The organism is Mesorhizobium sp. M0663, from assembly GCF_040320585.1.
Taxonomy (GTDB): domain Bacteria; phylum Pseudomonadota; class Alphaproteobacteria; order Rhizobiales; family Rhizobiaceae; genus Mesorhizobium.
The window spans coordinates 23,697-39,905 of the sequence record NZ_JAMYPX010000015.1 but is presented as its reverse complement, the minus strand read 5'-3'; the positions used below and the strand labels follow the sequence as shown (position 1 = coordinate 39,905).

The following is a 16,209-nucleotide window of genomic DNA, read 5'->3' as shown; positions in this document are numbered from 1 at the left end:
GCAGCTTCGGCCATCAGCGCCTCACCCAAGCTACCGCCCCCGCCCGCCTGCCTCTACCTTCTGCACGGCCGCAATCAGCAGCTCGACGAACCTCGTCACCTTGGGCGGGCGGAAGCGGGCGGCGGGGTAGACTGTGTAGATGCCGCCGGAGGGCAGCCGCCACTCGGGCAGGATCTGCACCAGCCGCCCGGCGGCCAGTTCGTCCCGCACCAAAAAGTCCGGCAGCACCGACAGGCCGGCGCCGGCGCGGACCGCTGCCAGCACTGCCGGCGTTGCGTCGATCGAAATCGTTGCCTGCATGCGCACGGCCTGCTGCTCGTCATCGCCGCGCGAAAATTGCCATAGCAGCGGTTCGCGCAGCGCCATGTTGGCGACGAAGGGCAGCCCGGCGAGGTCTTGCGGTTCGCCGGCGGTGAACCGGCCTGCAAAGCCGGCGCCGCATACCATGAATTGTTGGAAGGTGCCGATGCGCCGGGCCTGCAGGCTGGAATCGGCCAGCCAGCCGACGCGGATGGCCACGTCGATGTGGCCGGAAACCAGGTCGATCGTCTCGTCGCCCAGCGTCAGCTCCACCCGGCAGGCGGGATAGCGCGCGCTGAAGGCGGCGACCACCGGCACCACCGCCGATGTGCCGTAGTCGTTGGACGCGGCGATGCGCAGCGTGCCGGTCGGCTCGGCGGCGGCCTGCGCAAGCTCGTCGAAGGCATCCTCGGCCTGCTGCAGGACCTGCAGGCAGCGGGCATGGAACGTTCGGCCGGCCTCGGTCGGATGGACGCGCCGCGTCGTGCGGATCAGCAGCGTCGTTCCGACATCGCGCTCCAGCCGCGCCACCTGCTGGCTGACCACCGCCTTGGTGATGCCCAGCCGCTCGGCGGCCCGCGTGAACGAGCCGGCATCGACCACCGCCACGAAATAGGCCAGCCGGTTCAGGTTCATGCTTCGCTCATGGCAGAGGCAGTCTCATTGTCAGGCAATGGCATACATTACGTCTATTTTGTCGGCCTTCAATACGCATTCCGCTTTTGCCATCTTGCGGGCATCGAGGCCGCCGAATTCCGGATCCCAGGAGACATCCATGTTCACACGGAGAAGCATCATGAAAACCACCCTCGCCGCCGGCGCTGCCGCGGTCTTTGCTCCCGCCGGGCTTGGCCATGCGGCCGGCGGGCTTTCCTGGAAACATTTCCCCGCCGGGCAAAACGGCTTCTTCCGCGCCCCGGTGCTGGTCTCCGGCGCCGCCGAAGCCGTGCTGATCGATGGCGGTTTCACTTACCCCGACGGCCGGGCCGTGGCCGAGGCGATCAAGGCGACCGGCAAGACGCTCACCACCATCTATGTCAGCCAGTCCGACCCGGACTATTATTTCGGCCTCAAGCCGATCAAGCAGGCGTTCCCGCAGGCACGGGTGATCGCCGCAGCCGAGACGGTGGCCGCCATCAACGGCAATGTCGAAAAGAAGCTCGCCGTCTGGGGGCCGCAGCTCAAGGAGAATGGCCCGCAGGCGCTGGCCGACGTCGTCATCCCCGAAGCATTCGACGGCAAGACGCTCAGCGTCGATGGCGAGACCATCGAGATCGTCGCCGCGGAAGGCCTCACCAACCGGCGCTATCTCTTCGTGCCGTCGCTGAATGCGGTGTTCGGCGGGGTGATGATCTTTGCCGGGGTGCATGTCTGGACCGCCGACACGCCGACCAGGGAACTGCGCGCCGCCTGGCTCGCCAATCTCGAAAAGATCGCGGCGCGCAAGCCGGCAATCGTCGTGCCCGGGCACATGACGCCTGAGGCCGCTACGGACCTTTCGGGCGTCGAGCACACCAAAACCTATCTCGTCGCCTTCGAGGAAGAATTGGCCAAGGCCAAGGACGCTGCCGCGCTGAAGAGCGCCATGGAAGCCCGCTTCCCCGGCCTCGGCATGGGCGTCGCGCTCGACATCGGCTCCAAGGTTGCCACCGGCGAGATGAAGTGGGGCTGAGATGGGCGCCAATCTCCTCCCTTGAGGGGGAGATCGCAGCTTCGGCTTTCGGCGCGCAAAGCTCGCCCGTCTCGGCCAAGGGCGCCTCGCCCAAACTTACCGCCCCTGCCCGCCTGATTTCGACACGCTCATGGTCCAGCGGGCGCTGACGCCCGACGACTGATGGCTGTCATCCGCCGAGACGGTTCGTGCGCTTGCTGGCTTCGGCCTTGGCCCGGGCCTCGACCGCCTTCTCGATCTCGCGCTTCAGCTCGTCCTTGATCGCCACCGTCTCGGCCATCAGCGCCTCGACCTTCATGAAATCGAGCACCCGGTATTTCGAAACGGCCGGCCTGATCAATATGTCGGGCCGGCTCTGGTTCAGCTTGCTGGCGATGATCGACTGCATCATCAGCTGCGTGGCGCCGAACATCAGGTCGACGGAGGTCGGAAATTTGCGGCCGGCCTCGGTTGGCGCGCCGACCACGTCGACGGCGATGATGATGTCGGCGTCGAGCTCGATCAGGTCGAACGGCACGGGATTGTAGATGCCGCCGTCGATCAGCAGCCTGCCGTCGCGCATCACCGGACGGAACACCGCCGGGATCGCCGCCGAGGCGGCCAGCGCCGAATGCAGCTCGCCTTCGTCGAACACGGCGAGCTGGTGGCCATAAAAGTCCGTTGCCGTCACCTTCAGCGGTATCTTCAATTCGGCGAAGGTTTCGGGAATGGCGTCGGGCAGGAACGCCTTGAGGATGCGCTCGACATTGAACTGGCTGACCCGCAAGCCGCCCTGCAACGCTTCGGCAAAAGTGCCGGGCCGCGCCCGCCACATGCGCGTCGCCACTTCGGCGCGGCGGCCGAGGATCGAGCGCGTATAGTCGTGGATGTCCTTGCCGGTCATGCCCGAGGCCATGCCGGCGCCCATGATGGCGCCGATCGACGAGCCGGCGATTGCTGCCGGCCTTATGCCCAGCTCGTCCAGCGCCTCGATGACATGGATATGCGCCAGCCCACGCGCCCCGCCGCCGCCAAAGGCGATGCCGAAGCTAGGGCTCATCCCTTGTTGGCCGCGCCGAGCTTCGGCCCGACCACCATGACGGCCGGCTCGGCGGAGAGCAGCTTTTTCGCCACCGCTTTCACCTGGTCCAGCGTCACCGCGTTTATCAGGGCGGCGCGGCGCTGCATGTAGTCGATGCCGAGCTTGCCGAGCTGGATCTCGAGCAGCGTTGAGGCGATCGCGCCGGAGGAATTCAGATTGTTGATGGCATAGGCGCCGATCATGTATTTCTTGGTCGCCGCCAGCTCGGCTTCGGTCGGCCCCTCCTCGGCCATGCGCTTGACCACATCGCGCACCACGGCCAGCGTCTCGGCCGCCCTATCGGCGCGGGTCGAGGTGGTGATGGACAGCGCCTCGGAATGCTGGTGGTCGACGAGGTCGGAGCTGACGCTGTAGGCCAAGCCGCGCTTCTCGCGCACCTCGTCGAACAGCCGCGAGGTGAAGGTGCCGCCGCCGAGGATCTCGTTCATCAGCACCGCGGCGAAGAAATCCGGCGCATTCCGCTTCACGCCGGGATAGGCGAGTTGCAGCGAGGCCTGCGGCTGGTCGTAAACGACCTCGAGCTGCTGGCCGAGCTTCAGGTCGATGTCGGGAACGGGCGTAAGCGCCTGCTTTTCCGGCAGGCTGCCGAACACCAGGTCGAGCTTCTGCTTCAGCGTCTCGGCGTCGATGGCGCCGACCACCGCGACATGCAGGCCGTCACGGGCGAAACTTGCCTTGTGGAAGGCGCTGAGATCGGCCGGCGTGATCGTCGCGATGCTTTGCCTGGTGCCCTGGTCGGGCCGCGCATAGGGATGCCTGCCGTAGATCGCGTCCAGCCATTTGCGTTGGGCGAGCGTATCGGGATCGCGCTCGTTGGCGATGATGCCGGACAGGATTTGCGCGCGGATGCGGTCGATCGGCACCTGGTCGAAGCGCGGCTGGTTGACCGCCACCCGCAACAGGTCGAAGGCGCCGTCGCGCTGCTCGGCCAGCATGCGCATCAAGCCGTAGATGCCGTCGCGCTGCGCATCGAAGCTCATCTCGGCGCCGACATCGTCAAGCTTGATCTGGAAGGCCTCGCTGTCGAGGTTGCCGGCACCTTCGTCGAACAGGCCGCTCATCAGATTGGCAAGCCCTTCCTTGCCGGGCGGATCCTGCGTCGCGCCGCCATCGAAGACGAAGCGGATGGCGACGATCGGCACCGAATAATCCTCCACCAGCCAGGCGGCAATGCCCTTCGACGAGGTCACCTCCTGGATGTTCATGGCGGCGCGAGCGGAAAGCGCCGGCAGGATGACAAAGAGAAGGGAGAGGAACAGGGTTGCTAGAAGAGAGCCGGCGTGCGGGCGCTTCCGTTCTCCCACAAGGGAAGAAGGGGAGGAGCCCACGAGGGGAGAAGGCAGAGCAGGACCATGCTGGCTCATCATCAAATCAATTCCCAGCTTGGGTTTGCGGCAGAAGATAGCCGGTCGTTGCGTGGTCGAGATTGAGATAGCGGGCAGCGACCGCCTTGACCTGGTCGGCAGTGACCTTGCGGATGCGGTCCGGCCATTGCTGGACGTTCTGGACGTTACCGCCTGTGGCGAGCGTCGAGCCGTAGATGTTGGCCATGTCCTCCTGCTTGTCGCGGGCAAAGATCATCGAGCGTACGAAACGGTCCTTGGATTTTTCCAGCTCGTCGCTGGTGACGCCGTCTTTCGCGATGCGGGCGATCTCGGCGTCGACCGCGGCCTCGATGTCGGCAAGCTTGGCATCGCCGCGCGGCGCGCCGTAGACGGTGAAATTGGTGTCGTCGAGCATGGTGCCCTGGAAGAAGGCGCCGGCCTCGGCGGCGATGCCTTGCCTGACGACAAGCTCCTGGTAGAGCCGGCTGCGGTTGCCGCCGCCGAGGATTTCGGACAGCACGTCGAGCGCTTCGGCTTCGCCGGGCTTTGCCGTGTGATAGGACGGAACCACCCATTGCGTGGTAAAGCTCGGCACGCTGACGCGCCCGTCGGTCAGCGTCACCGTGCGCCTGGTGTTCTGCTCCGGCTCGACCGGGCGGATGCGCGGAGGCAGATCCGGGCCGCGCGCGACCTTGCTATAGGTCTTTTCGGCCAGCGCCTTGACCGTTTCCGGCTCGACATCGCCGGCCACCACCAGCACGGCGTTATTGGGTGTATAATATTTGTTGTAGAAGGCCATCGCGTCGGTGCGGTTCAGCTTCTCCATCTCCTGCATCCAGCCGATGACCGGAATGCGGTACGGCTGGTTCTGCCACAGCGTGGCGTCGATCTCCTCGTCGAGCACCGCCTGCGGATTGCTATCGATGCGCGAGCGGCGCTCCTCGAGGATGACGTCGCGCTCGGTTTTGATGACGTCGTCGTTGAGGATGAGATTGCGCATGCGGTCGGCCTCGAAGCCCATCATCTCACCGAGCGCCTGAGGCACCACCGTCTCGTGAAAGGCCGTGTAGTCGTAGGAGGTGAAGGCGTTGTCCGAGCCGCCGATGGCGGCGACGGCACGGTCGAGCTCGCCCGCCGCATGGTTGCTGGTCGCCTTGAACATCAGATGCTCGAAGAAATGGGCAATGCCGGACTTGCCCGGCGGCTCGTCGGCGCTGCCGATCTTGTACCAGACCATATGGGTGACGATGGGGGCGCGGTGATCGGGGATGACGACGACCTCCATGCCGTTGTCGAGCAGGAAATCGGTCACGACGCCATCGTCAGGATTGTTATCCGCCAGAGCCGGCGCGGCCATCACCAGAGCCAGTCCCAAGAGCGTTCCGCGCAGCCATTCAGCCTGAAATGTCATAGATGGCTCCGGTTTGTAGTGGGACGATAGGCGGGGTTGCTGGTCGAGGCAAAGCGAATTGTTCGTCATTTTGAAGGCGCCATCGTGGAAGCCGAACTCAGGCGGCCTCGATGAACCGGATGACCGTCTCGCCATAGTTGCGCTCGTCGACAACCGAAAAGCCCGGCCCTGCCTCGAACGGCGCCGCCGCCGCTTCCTCGACGACGCATAGCGCGCCGGGGGCGAGCCAGCCGCCTGCTTTGGCCGAGCGCAAGGCGCGTTCGCCAAGGCCTTTGCCATAGGGCGGATCGGCAAAGACCAGGCCGAATGCGGCGATGGTGCCCGCCTCGCCCAAGCCCGTCGCGTCGCGGCGGAAAATCTTGGTGCGGCCGGTGAGGCCGAAGGCCTCGACATTGGTGCGGATCAGGCCGCGCCCTTCGGCGGATTCCTCGATGAAGACAGCGTAGGAGGCGCCGCGCGACAGCGCTTCGAGGCCGAGCGCGCCGGTGCCGGCGAACAGGTCGAGCACGCGCGCGCCGTCCAGTCTTTCGGGAAAGCGATGCGCCAGCACGTTGAAGACCGCCTCACGCGTGCGGTCGGTGGTCGGGCGGATGGCAAAGGTGCGGGGCGTCGCCAGCGGACGCCCGCGAAACTCACCGCCGACGATCCGCATTGCTTCCTTTCGGGCCGCCGCGCGGCCGGTCGCCACCGCCATCCGGGCGCTCGCCGCGCGGTTTGCCGAACGGCTTTGCACCGCCGCCTTGCGGCTTGCCGCCGGGCTTGCCGTAAGACGGCTTGAACGATGCCTTGCGCGCCTTGTTTTCTGCCGCCTTGGCGGCGTCTGCCTCCGCTCTGCCCTTGCCGATCGGCCGTGCGCCCGGCGCCATCCAGACATTGGCCTTGCGCTGGCCCGGCGGCTCGATCGGCCGCTGCTCGCGTTCGGATTTTTTCCCACCGAAGCCGCCACGAGGCTTGTCGCCACGGGGTTTGTCCCCGAAGTCGCTGCGTTCAGGTCTGGGGCCACGCTCGCCAAAGCTCTTTTTTGGCCCAAAGCTCCTGTCAGGGCTTGTCGACAGCTTGCCGAGCGCTTCGTCGCGGCTGCCCTCGCGCCGCTTGCGGTTCTTGATCAGGCCGCCCTCGCCGATCGGCCGGCGTTCGCCGTCGCGGGTGAATTTCGGCCGCTCGGGCTCCTCCTCGCGCTCACGCCTGACCGGCTTGTTGGAAAACGGCTTGGCGATATCGGCATCGAAATTGGCGCCGGACTCTTCGACCAGGCGCTCGCCGAGCTGGTCGCGCAGCACGCGGCCCTTGATCTCCAGCACATGGCCTTCCGGTAAATCGTCGAGCTGGAACGGCCCGTAGGAAATACGGATCAGCCGCGTCACGTCGAGACCGAGCGCGCCCAGGATGTTCCTGACCTCGCGGTTCTTGCCTTCGCGCAGGCCGAGTGTCAGCCAGGCGTTCGAGCCCTGCTCGCGGTCGAGCGTCGCTTCGATGGCGCCGTAAAAGACGCCGTCGACGGCAATGCCTTCGCGCAGGCCGGCAAGCGCGCTTTCCTCGACCTTGCCGTGGACGCGCACGCGGTAGCGTCGCAACCAGCCGGTCGCCGGCAGTTCGAGCACGCGCGACAGGCCGCCATCATTGGTGAGCAGCAGCAGGCCTTCGGTGTTGATGTCGAGCCGGCCGATGGTCATCAGCCGCGGCAGCCCGGGCGGCAGCACGTCGAAGACGGTCTTGCGGCCTTCGGGATCGCGGTTTGTCGTGACCACGCCGGCCGGCTTGTGGAACAGGAACAGCCTGGTGCGCTCGATCGGCGGGATCTCCATGCCGTCGAGATGGATGATGTCGCCGGGCATGACGTTGAAGGCCGGCGAGGACAACACCTTGCCATTGACCTTGACGCGGCCGGCCGCAATCAGTTCCTCGGCGTCGCGGCGCGAGGCCAGGCCGGCACGCGCCAGCCGCTTGGCAATGCGTTCGCCGGCTTCTTCCGTTGCCTCGACGCGACGCGGGCGCGGCTTGAAGCCGCCTTCCGATGCCGCCTGTGCCCTTTGTGCCCCTTGCGGTCGATCGCCGCCAAAATCACGCTTGGGACGGTCGAAGCGCCTCTCGCCGCGCTCGCCTTCGGCAGCTGCCGGCCGGTCGCCGCGCGGTGCGTAAGGCTTGCGCGGACCTTCGCGCTTTTCATAAGGCGTGCCCTCCGGACGCGGCCCTTTGCTGAACGGCCTGTCGCCGCCTTTGAAGTCGCGCTTCGGCCGCTCGCCTTCGGCAGCTGCCGGCCGGTCGCCGCGCGGCGCATAAGGCTTGCGTGGACCCTCGCGCTGTTCATAAGGCTTGCCTTCCGGACGCGGCCCTTTGCTGAACGGCCTGTCGCCGCCTTTGAAGTCGCGCTTCGGCCGTTCGCCTTCGGCCGCCGCCGGCCGGTCGCCGCGCGGAGCGTAAGGTTTTTTGGCGCCGAAGGGTGGCTTGCCGCCCTTGCCGGGAGCGCCATCGCGACCACGCGGCCCCGCCGGCTTCGGGCCGGCCTTGCGCGGGAATTTCTTGTTTTTGTCGTCCATGTGGCCTTTGCTCGTTTGCGCGGGTAGTAACAGGATCGCGCTCTAGTGGCGAGGAGATAATCGGAATGGAAACCGCGTGAAGCGGCAGGATTTCATGGCCCTGGCGCTGAAAGAAGCCGAAGCCGCCGCCCAGCGTGGCGAGGTGCCGGTTGGCGCGGTCGTCGTCGGCGGCGATACGGTCGTTGCGAGTGCCGGCAACCGCACCCGCGAGTTTGCCGATCCCACCGCCCATGCCGAGATGCTGGCGATCCGCGAGGCCTGCCGCAAGCTTTGCAGCGAGCGGCTCAGCGGCCACGATCTCTATGTGACGCTGGAGCCGTGCGCCATGTGTGCCGGCGCCATCTCCTTCGCCAGGCTGCGCCGGCTTTATTTCGGCGCTGCCGACGAGAAGGGCGGCGCAGTGGTCAACGGCGTTCGCTTCTTCACGTCACCGACCTGCCACCATGTGCCCGACATCTATCCGGGCATGGCCGAGAACGCAGCAGCAGCATTGCTGAAGGACTTTTTTCGAGAGCGACGCGGACCCTGATTTTCTGGTCCGGCAGACGGTCCAAATCCAAGTCAGCCAATCCAGCCAGCCAATCCAGGGCAAGAACGTCTCTGGCGCCGTCAGCCTACCAGGGCAGCCAGTCGAACATGCCGCCGCTCTTACTCTTGGCGGCCGCCTCCCTCTTGAGGCGGCGTTCCTTCTTGTACTCGTCCTCGCCGAGGTCACCCTGCGGCGCGGTGGCGGCGGCAGCGCGGTATTGCACCGGCGGCTCGCTCAGATATCTGCGGGTGGTCGGGTCGCCCTGTTTGCCTTCAGCCCGGCGGCGCATGATTTCCGCGGCGCGGCTCTTGTCCGAATCGGCCGGAGTCCAGGCTGGCGGGTGGCTCGAGCCCGACTGCTTCAGCGCGGCCTTGACCGACGCCGGATCCGTCTGCACGTCATCGATGACCTGCGCCTGGTAGGCCGGGTCGTCCTGATGCAGGGTGGCATCGGCGCGCAGGCGGGCACGGCGCTGCTCCGGCGATTCGGGCCATTCGGCGCTTGCCGTCTCGATGCTTTCCTGCGGCGGCGGCAAGACTTCCTTCTGCCCCGGACCTGGCTTCACCAGCGTGGGACGCGGCTTGTAGTCGATACTATCCTTGCGCTTGGGTGCGAAGGAAAAAGCCCCGGTGAGGTCGCCGGCAAGCTGCGCGCCCGCGGTCTTGTCGGTCCCGTAAGTGGGCGAGCCCATGCAGCCGGACAAAGCGAGGCCCGATACGACAAGCGGCGCCAGCAGCGCAACGCGCGCGTAAGTTCTCTCGGTCATGCCAAAAAGTCCCACTGTAGACAGCCTCTCGATTGCCGCCGGCCAAAGAAAGGTCCGGTCCCCATCGCCTATGCTCTTCCGACGGAATTCCGGCGACAATTTGTCGTCCGGAGTTTCGCGTGTTTACCTCAACCACTCGTTAAGGGCAACGCGCGGGGGCCGATCGGCCGCCCGCCGTGGCATTTGTGCACCGCCTTAAAGACGGCTCAAAGCCTTCAGCTCATGCAGAACAGCGGCGTCACGGGCCGAAACATCCGGGAATTCCGGATCTGAGCCGACATCGGCGGTGTAGCGCCAGGAGCGCGCGCACTTCACCAGACCACGGTCCTCCGCCTTCTCGACGACCACGGCGACGCCTTTGACGTCGTCGAGGGTAAAGCTGCCCGCCGACGCCTTGCCGTGCACGATTACCAGATCGCTGGTGATCGCCATCTCGGCCATATCGACATCGGCAATCGCCGCTTCGAGCGCGGCGTCGTCGAGGGTGACGACCGGCACCGCCTCCAGCGAAGAGCCGATGACCTTCTGCGCGCGGGCGATTTCCAGCGCGCCGGTGACGACACGGCGAACCTGCCGCACCTTGCGCCACTTCTCCGCCAGCGCCTCGTTCTTCCAGTCCGCCGGGATCTCCGGGAACTGGTCGAGATGCAGGGAGACCGCATCCGGATGACGGTCGAGCCAAGCCTCTTCCATGGTGAAGGGCAGCATCGGCGCCAGCCATTTCACCAGGCAGTCGAAGAGATGGCGCACCACCTGCACGGAAGCCTTGCGCTTCACGCTGGAAGGCGCTTCGCAGTAAAGCGCATCCTTGCGGATGTCGAAATAGAAGGCCGACAGCTCTACCACCATGAAGTCGAGCAGCGCGCGGGTGATGCGCTTGAATTCGAACGCGTCGTAGCCCGAGCGTACGACCTCATCGAGCTCAGCGAGCCGGTGCAGCATCAGCCGCTCCAGTTCAGGCATCTTATCCAGCGGCACCTCCTCGCCATCGTCGTGGGCGAGCGTGCCCAGCATCCAGCGGATGGTGTTGCGCAGCTTGCGGTAGGCGTCGATATTGGTCTGCAGCACGTTCTTGCCGAGCCGCTGGTCTTCCCAATAATCGGTCGTCACCACCCACAGCCGCAAGATGTCGGCGCCGGACTGCCTGATGACATCCTGCGGCACGACGGTGTTGCCGAGCGACTTCGACATTTTCCGCCCCTCCTCATCCATGGTGAAGCCATGGGTGACGACGGTGTCGTAGGGCGCCCTGCCCCTGGTGCCGCAGCTTTCGAGCAGCGAGGAGTGGAACCAGCCGCGATGCTGATCGGAGCCTTCGAGATAGACGTCGGCCGGCCATTTCAGGTCGGGCCGGTCCTCAAGCGTGAAGGCATGCGTCGAGCCTGAATCGAACCAGACATCGAGGATGTCCATGACCTGCTGCCATTTCGAGGCATCGTGATTGCCGAGGAACCGCTCCTTGGCGCCGGCGGCGAACCAGGCGTCGGCGCCTTCTTTCTCGAAGGCGTCCATGATGCGCTGGTTGACTGCCTCGTCGCGCAGCACATTGCCGTCGGCATCGGCAAAGACGGCGATCGGCACGCCCCAGGCGCGCTGGCGCGACAGCACCCAGTCGGGGCGCTCCTCGATCATGGCGCGGATGCGGTTCTGGCCGGCGGCGGGCACGAAGCGGGTATCGTCGATGGCTTTCAGGGCGCGGCTGCGCAGCGTCGTGCCGTCGCCAAGCTCCTTGTCCATATAGACGAACCATTGCGGCGTGTTGCGGAAGATGATCGGCTTCTTCGAGCGCCAGGAATGCGGATAGGAGTGCTTCAGGCGGCCGCGCGCGAACAGCGCGTTGCGCTTGATCAGCTCGTCGATGACAGCCTGGTTGGCGTTGCCCTTCTTGCCATTGTCGTCGATGACGCGCGCCGCTCCACCCTCGCGGTCCGGGCCGAAGCCCGGCGCGTCCTTGGTGAAGAAGCCGGCATCGTCGACGGTGAAGGGGATCGCGGTGTCGATGCCACGCTGGCGAAGATCAGAGGCAGCATCCATCCAGGCGTCGAAGTCTTCGCGGCCATGCCCCGGCGCGGTGTGGACGAAACCGGTGCCGGCATCGTCGGTGACGTGATCGCCGGCGAGCATCGGCACGGGAAAATCGTAGCCGCCGCCCAGAGCTTTGAGGGGATGCGAAAGCGTAAGGTTTTCAATCTCTTCGGCGCCAACGCTGCGAAGCCGATTCAGAGTGACCTTGGCCTTCGCGGCAGCGTCGTCCGCAAGTTTCTCGGCAAAGATCAGCTTTTCGCCGGGCTGAGGACCAAAGGCGTTCTCGGCCGCCGTAACCTCGTAGAGACCATAGTTGATGCGCGGCGAGTAGTTGACGGCGCGGTTGCCGGGGATTGTCCACGGCGTCGTCGTCCAGATGACGACGTTGGCATCAAGCAGATCGAGCGACGTCTGCGTCAGCTTGGGGTCCAGGGCTGGCTGCCCATCCTCGATGTTGATGACCTGGCGAGCGAGGCTGACGACCGGAAACTTCGCCCAGATCGTGTCCGACTCATAGTCCTGGTATTCGACCTCCGCCTCGGCCAGCGCGGTGCGCTCGACCACGCTCCACATCACCGGCTTGGAGCCGCGATAGAGCTGGCCGGACATTGCGAATTTCAGCAGCTCGCCGGCGATGCGCGCCTCGGCATGGAAAGCCATCGTCGTATAGGGATTGTCGAAGTCGCCGACGACGCCGAGCCGCTGGAATTCGGAACCCTGCACGTTGATCCAGTGCGCCGCAAACTCACGGCATTCCTGCCGGAACTCGTTGACCGGCACCTCGTCTTTGTTCTTGCCCTTGGCGCGGTACTGCTCCTCGATCTTCCATTCGATCGGCAGGCCGTGGCAATCCCAACCGGGTACATAGTTCGAGTCATAGCCGCGCATCTGGAACGAGCGGGTGATGACGTCCTTGAGGATCTTGTTCAGCGCGTGGCCGATATGGATGTTGCCATTGGCGTAGGGCGGGCCGTCGTGCAGCACGTATTTTTCGCGGCCGACTGCGTCTTCGCGCAACTTGCGGTAAAGGTCCATGTCCTGCCAGCGCTTGACCAGCAGCGGTTCCTTTTCCGGCAACCCGGCGCGCATCGGGAAATCCGTCTGCGGCAGGTAGAGCGTTTTGGAATAATCGATCGTCTCGGCGGTCTCGGTATCAGTCATTCGTCTGCCATATGCGTTGCCGGCGGCAAAAGAGCCCGGGCGTTGAACTATCATGATCTGGAAAAAGCGCGAGAGGCCGCGCGCAAGATTCCCGGCGGCTCCGGCGGCGGTCAGGCCGCCCGGAACACCGGGCCTGTAATTCGTATCGCAGTCGCGAGAAGGCGCGAAAAGCTCGTCATGGCTGGGCTTTTAACCGACACAGGCGATGTTGAAAAGCCCGAACTCTCGGCGGTTTCCTGTCGGGGCATCATGGTCGTTAGTTTGTTGTCGTGGTTTTCCTTGCATGATGTGCCACTTGCGCCTATGTCTAGGGGCAAGTGGCAGCGGAGCCAGCTCATGTCTAGTCTGCATAGCAAGGTTCGCCCAGAAGCCGATCCCGCCGACGCCGCAATTCCCGATACCGCGACGGAACGGTTTCTCGTTCATGTCACCAGGGTCGAAGGGCTCCGTCAACGGGGCTTCAGTAGTGATGAAATCTACAAGATCGTCGGCCCGCGACGGACCCTGGCGCGTCGTAAAGAGCGAAACGAGACTCTGACGATCACCGAATCCGACCGCGTCCAGCGACTTGAGCGGGTTTCAGCGATGGCGGACCGGGTTTTCGGCAGTCATGAAAAGGCGCAGCGTTGGTTGCGCAAGCGCAGCAGAGTGCTCAACGAGATACCGATCAACCTCTTGCAGTCCGAGACGGGTGCCGTCCTGGTGGAAGAAGAGCTCCATCGCATCGATTACGGCATTCTCGCCTAACACATATGCGGCTGTGGCGCATTTCCAGCTACGCCGATCTCTCCGGCGCCGGTGGCATGGTCAGCGCCGGCCGTTGGCATGTCATGGGGACACCGATCGTCTACTGCGCCGATCATCCAGCTACAGCGCTTCTCGAAATTCTGGTGCATGTGGACGCGGAAGACCTGCCCCAGACCTATCAGCTTCTGGAAATCGAAGTGCCGGACGGCGTTACCGTTGCATCTCTGGAATTATCTGATGACTGGAAGCACGATACAGCCACGACGCAGCGGCTCGGCACGGATTTTATCGCCACAGCCAAGCACGCCGTTATGGAAGTCCCCTGTGTGATCGTCCCGTTTACAAGGAACTATCTCTTCAACCCAGATTTGCTGGCGCGCGACGGCATCCACATCGTTGAGGTCACAACGCATCCTATCGATACCCGATTGCTGGGGTAGACATCACATCGAAAAATCGAAGCGATAGGTCGTCGACACGCCGATCATGAACTGATCCCTGGAGCCGCGCTCCTTGACCAGGCTGGAATCGGCGGCCGGGCCCATCAGGCGGGAATATTCGCCGAACAGACTGGCCGTCATCGGCTCGGTCACCTTCCAGGTCACCGCGCCGCCCAGGCCCGCCGACTTCACCCCGCCGCCGGGATGATATTCGCTAAGTCCCGAGGCCAGGGACTCCTTGGCATCAACGCCGTAATAGGCGTCGAAATAGTCCGATGAGGCGAACGAAACGCGCGGTCCGGCCGAAATCCTAACGTCGGACGTCACATCGTAAAAGGCGTCGGCGGCGATGTCGGCGACAAAGCCGTTATGGGCGCGAATGCCGTGCCGCAATTCGGCGCGGGCACGCAGCCAATCCAAAGGATAGAATTCGAAGAAGCCGCCAGCCTCGCCGCCCCAGTGCACCGGGTCGAGACCCTTCAATTCGTCGGCGTCACCACCGTCGCGGGAAAACAGGAACTTGCCTGTCAGGCCGGCGCGGACGCCGCCATCGTCGATCAATGCCAATGAGATATTGTCGTTGCGCGAGGTGAAGCGCGCCGCGGGACCAGCCTTGCCGAGCGAGATGATCGGCGAGGCACTGAGCAGGTACTTCTTGCCGCCCTCGAAATTCGGGGCAACCATGCCGGTGGCGCCGACCGTCAGGTACCAGTCTCCGGACAGCCAGCCGAAGGTTCCCTCGCCGGCCTTGGCAACGCCGCAGGTGCCGAGCATGAATGCGGCCAAGATCGTCGGGACAGACCGCATCGTTACTCCATACGTCGAACGCATTGGCCGATACAACCAGCCTTGACTGAAGCCATGGCGCCAGTTCGGTAAAATTTGACTTAATATCCGCAACATTGGCAGCGTTGGCCGGCCTGTTCCGCGTTGCAGTCGATTGTTTGGCGCACCAAGATTCCAGATCAAGTGTTTGGAATACGATAGCAGTTGCCTCGGCAGGGGTTACAAACATTCGCGGACAAACATGCCTGCGCTGTGAAGAGCGCGGCGACCGGCGCTCAACCCCGCATTCCAAACCGGCCAAGCGTGAATCATATGAGGCCAAATTTCGAGACCTACTTTAACGTCAGCCGCGCCAGCGGCTTCGGCGAGCCGAGTTGCGTCCGACAACAGCGTCTCGGCCGAACCGGCTTGTATCAGCATTGGGGGAAATCCGCTCAGATCGGCGAACAAAGGCGAGATCAGCGGATCGCGCCGACCAACGCCATTGGGAACACCCAGTTCCTCCAAATACGCCCGGTGGATGATAGGGTCGATTGCGTCCTTGGTTGATAGTGTCGCGCCGGACATCGAAAGGTCCGTCCAAGGCGAAACCAGCCAAAGACATCGCGGCAACGGCTCGCCTGCCGTGCGCAATATACTGACCAGGCACAGAGTGAGGTTGCCGCCCGCACTGTCTCCGCCAACCACGATGCGATCCGACGCGATGCCTTGCCGGCTCAGAAAGCGCCATGCGGTGAGTGCGTCTTCATGTTGCGCAGGGAAAGGATGTTCCGGTGCGCGGCGATAGTCGATCGCGAGGGTGCGTATTCCCATTGCCCGACCTGCCTCGGTAACCATTCGACGATGACTTTTAAGGGAGCCGGAGCAGTAGCCACCACCGTGGAAAAAGAGCAGAACCTTATCCCTGTCACTCCCAGGCGCCAGGGACCACTCGCCCGCGAGGCCATCGAAAACCACATGCTCGCATCGGATGTCCTCCGCGACTGGCCACACCGAACCGACTTCGTCGAGCCGTGCCCGGCGTTCGTCCCAGCGGACCGTTCGAGGCTTTGAGGTCAACAACCTGCGGACGGCGTTGATCTCCGTCAGATCGAGGTGTTCGTCCGCATCGCTCATTTTGCTTCCCTAGCCTCATCAAGCGTAGAAAACGGCATATAGCAGCAGCACACGTCATCGTATAAAGGGCCAATGCCAGCACTGGGAATTTTCGTTACACTTGCGCCGCGGCGAATACACGGGACGACGGGTCGCCCGTAAACCCGCTTGTTATCTTTTAGCACTGGCTCACCCCCCACATGATCGAATTATTCCATCTGGTATTTGGCCGCTTCGGGTCAAAAACGGAGGTCTAGCGGATCGCTCGGGAGTGTGGCGCTCACAGCCTGCTCGCTGGACGGGCAAGGCGATCGGCGCTACCTTCCGGAACAAA

15 protein-coding genes are annotated in these 16,209 nt (G+C 64.3%); 4 read left to right on the top strand and 11 right to left on the bottom strand.

Annotated elements, in window-relative coordinates; genetic code table 11:
• Nucleotides 1–30: 30 nt before the first annotated feature.
• A complete protein-coding gene (locus NKI54_RS22950; protein ID WP_352692488.1) occupies nucleotides 31–936 on the bottom strand; it encodes a LysR family transcriptional regulator in 906 nt (301 codons plus the stop codon).
• A 30-nt stretch (nucleotides 937–966) separates the two neighbouring features.
• Nucleotides 967–1,098, bottom strand: a complete 132-nt coding sequence (locus tag NKI54_RS22945) for a hypothetical protein (RefSeq protein ID WP_023674354.1) — start codon at nucleotides 1,096–1,098, stop codon at nucleotides 967–969.
• Here NKI54_RS22945 and NKI54_RS22940 point away from each other — a divergent pair.
• Entirely contained in the window at nucleotides 1,076–1,972 is an 897-nt protein-coding gene (locus NKI54_RS22940) for an MBL fold metallo-hydrolase (protein ID WP_352636567.1), read from the top strand. The two genes, NKI54_RS22945 and NKI54_RS22940, sit on opposite strands and share 23 nt — an antisense overlap.
• A 169-nt stretch (nucleotides 1,973–2,141) precedes the next feature.
• Here the strand turns inward: NKI54_RS22940 and NKI54_RS22935 are convergent, their stop codons facing one another.
• The 5 genes from NKI54_RS22935 to NKI54_RS22915 all read right to left on the bottom strand — a co-directional run bounded on the left by NKI54_RS22935 (nucleotide 2,142) and on the right by NKI54_RS22915 (nucleotide 8,326).
• Nucleotides 2,142–3,011 (bottom strand): patatin-like phospholipase family protein, encoded by an 870-nt coding sequence (locus NKI54_RS22935; protein ID WP_352569779.1) that lies wholly within the window; start codon nucleotides 3,009–3,011, stop codon nucleotides 2,142–2,144.
• A complete protein-coding gene (locus NKI54_RS22930) occupies nucleotides 3,008–4,258 on the bottom strand; it encodes a M16 family metallopeptidase (protein ID WP_502898243.1) in 1,251 nt (416 codons plus the stop codon). The genes NKI54_RS22935 and NKI54_RS22930 overlap by 4 nt, the downstream gene beginning before the upstream one ends.
• 166 nt (nucleotides 4,259–4,424) lie before the next feature.
• Nucleotides 4,425–5,789, bottom strand: a complete 1,365-nt coding sequence (locus NKI54_RS22925) for a M16 family metallopeptidase (RefSeq protein ID WP_352636564.1) — start codon at nucleotides 5,787–5,789, stop codon at nucleotides 4,425–4,427.
• 97 nt (nucleotides 5,790–5,886) lie between these two features.
• Nucleotides 5,887–6,441, bottom strand: a complete 555-nt coding sequence (rsmD, locus tag NKI54_RS22920) for a 16S rRNA (guanine(966)-N(2))-methyltransferase RsmD (RefSeq protein ID WP_352636563.1) — start codon at nucleotides 6,439–6,441, stop codon at nucleotides 5,887–5,889.
• Nucleotides 6,422–8,326, bottom strand: coding sequence for a pseudouridine synthase (locus NKI54_RS22915; RefSeq protein WP_352636562.1), 1,905 nt, complete (start codon nucleotides 8,324–8,326; stop codon nucleotides 6,422–6,424). Before NKI54_RS22915 ends, rsmD begins: the two co-directional genes overlap by 20 nt.
• 76 nt (nucleotides 8,327–8,402) lie before the next feature.
• On the opposite strand from NKI54_RS22915, the gene NKI54_RS22910 reads away from it, so the two are divergent.
• Nucleotides 8,403–8,855 carry a nucleoside deaminase gene (locus tag NKI54_RS22910; protein WP_352636561.1) on the top strand — a complete coding sequence of 151 codons (453 nt, stop codon included), beginning with the start codon at nucleotides 8,403–8,405 and terminating at the stop codon, nucleotides 8,853–8,855.
• A gap of 85 nt (nucleotides 8,856–8,940) precedes the next feature.
• Here NKI54_RS22910 and NKI54_RS22905 read toward each other — a convergent pair whose 3' ends face one another.
• The gene (locus NKI54_RS22905) at nucleotides 8,941–9,621 is read right to left on the bottom strand and encodes a hypothetical protein (RefSeq protein WP_352458053.1); all 681 of its coding nucleotides are present in this window, start codon (nucleotides 9,619–9,621) and stop codon (nucleotides 8,941–8,943) included.
• A gap of 195 nt (nucleotides 9,622–9,816) precedes the next feature.
• Nucleotides 9,817–12,807 carry an isoleucine--tRNA ligase gene (ileS, locus tag NKI54_RS22900; RefSeq protein ID WP_352636560.1) on the bottom strand — a complete coding sequence of 997 codons (2,991 nt, stop codon included), beginning with the start codon at nucleotides 12,805–12,807 and terminating at the stop codon, nucleotides 9,817–9,819.
• Nucleotides 12,808–12,849: 42 nt separating this feature from the next.
• Here ileS and NKI54_RS22895 point away from each other — a divergent pair, with 42 nt between their 5' ends.
• Together NKI54_RS22895 and NKI54_RS22890 are read left to right on the top strand one after the other, a co-directional pair.
• Nucleotides 12,850–13,554, top strand: a complete 705-nt coding sequence (locus NKI54_RS22895; protein WP_023674344.1) for an Xre family toxin-antitoxin system antitoxin — start codon at nucleotides 12,850–12,852, stop codon at nucleotides 13,552–13,554.
• A gap of 5 nt (nucleotides 13,555–13,559) precedes the next feature.
• Nucleotides 13,560–13,994: an RES family NAD+ phosphorylase gene (locus tag NKI54_RS22890; protein WP_023674343.1), complete on the top strand. Its 435-nt coding sequence runs from the start codon at nucleotides 13,560–13,562 to the stop codon at nucleotides 13,992–13,994.
• A gap of 3 nt (nucleotides 13,995–13,997) precedes the next feature.
• On the opposite strand, the gene NKI54_RS22885 is transcribed toward NKI54_RS22890, so the two are convergent.
• Together NKI54_RS22885 and NKI54_RS22880 are read right to left on the bottom strand one after the other, a co-directional pair.
• A complete protein-coding gene (locus NKI54_RS22885) occupies nucleotides 13,998–14,801 on the bottom strand; it encodes a MipA/OmpV family protein (RefSeq protein ID WP_023674342.1) in 804 nt (267 codons plus the stop codon).
• A 198-nt stretch (nucleotides 14,802–14,999) separates the two neighbouring features.
• Nucleotides 15,000–15,896 carry an alpha/beta hydrolase gene (locus tag NKI54_RS22880; RefSeq protein WP_352692486.1) on the bottom strand — a complete coding sequence of 299 codons (897 nt, stop codon included), beginning with the start codon at nucleotides 15,894–15,896 and terminating at the stop codon, nucleotides 15,000–15,002.
• Between the last annotated feature and the right edge of the window lie 313 nt (nucleotides 15,897–16,209).